The 507-nt window shown below is 46.7% G+C and carries 1 pseudogene; it reads left to right on the top strand.

Going from position 1 to position 507, the window contains the following annotated elements:
- Positions 1 to 76: 76 nt before the first annotated feature.
- Positions 77 to 507 (top strand): annotated as a pseudogene (locus tag JCM11216_RS14225) (hypothetical protein); the annotation flags it as partial.

Genomic DNA, 507 nt, shown 5'->3' with positions numbered 1-507 from the left:
AAATGTCTTTTCGTGGTGATTTTTTGCGTTTGTTGAGGGAGGATGAGGAGTTTAGGCTTGCTGTGATGGGGGGCTTTTGGGTATTACTGATGTTCAATCATCGATTAAGCAATTAATCAATGCCATTAATGAGTTGACCAAGACCGTCCAAAGACTCGCCGAGGGTCAGGAAAAGCTTTGGCAGGAGGTTAGGGCTTTGAGGGAGGATCAGAACAGGCTTTGGCAGGAGAACAACAAGATTTGGGAGGAGATTAAGGCTTTGAGGGAGGGCCAGGAGAGGCTTTGGGAGGAGAATAATAAGTTGTGGCAGGAGACAAAGGCCTTAAGGGAGGGTCAGGATGCCATGAGAACCGACATAAACAAACTATGGGAGGAAAACAACAAACTATGGCAGGAGGTTAGGAGGATTAATGAAAACATTGAAAGGCTTTGGCAGGAGGTCAAGTCACTCCGTGAGGGTTACGAGGCTCTTAGGGTTGACGTGAATAGGCTATGGGAGGAGAATAA

Origin of the sequence: Vulcanisaeta distributa JCM 11216 (assembly GCF_001315985.1) — an archaeon.
GTDB lineage: Archaea > Thermoproteota > Thermoprotei > Thermoproteales > Thermocladiaceae > Vulcanisaeta > Vulcanisaeta distributa_E.
The sequence above is the reverse complement of the archived record's forward strand: the minus strand, read 5'-3'. Positions and strand labels throughout refer to the sequence as shown.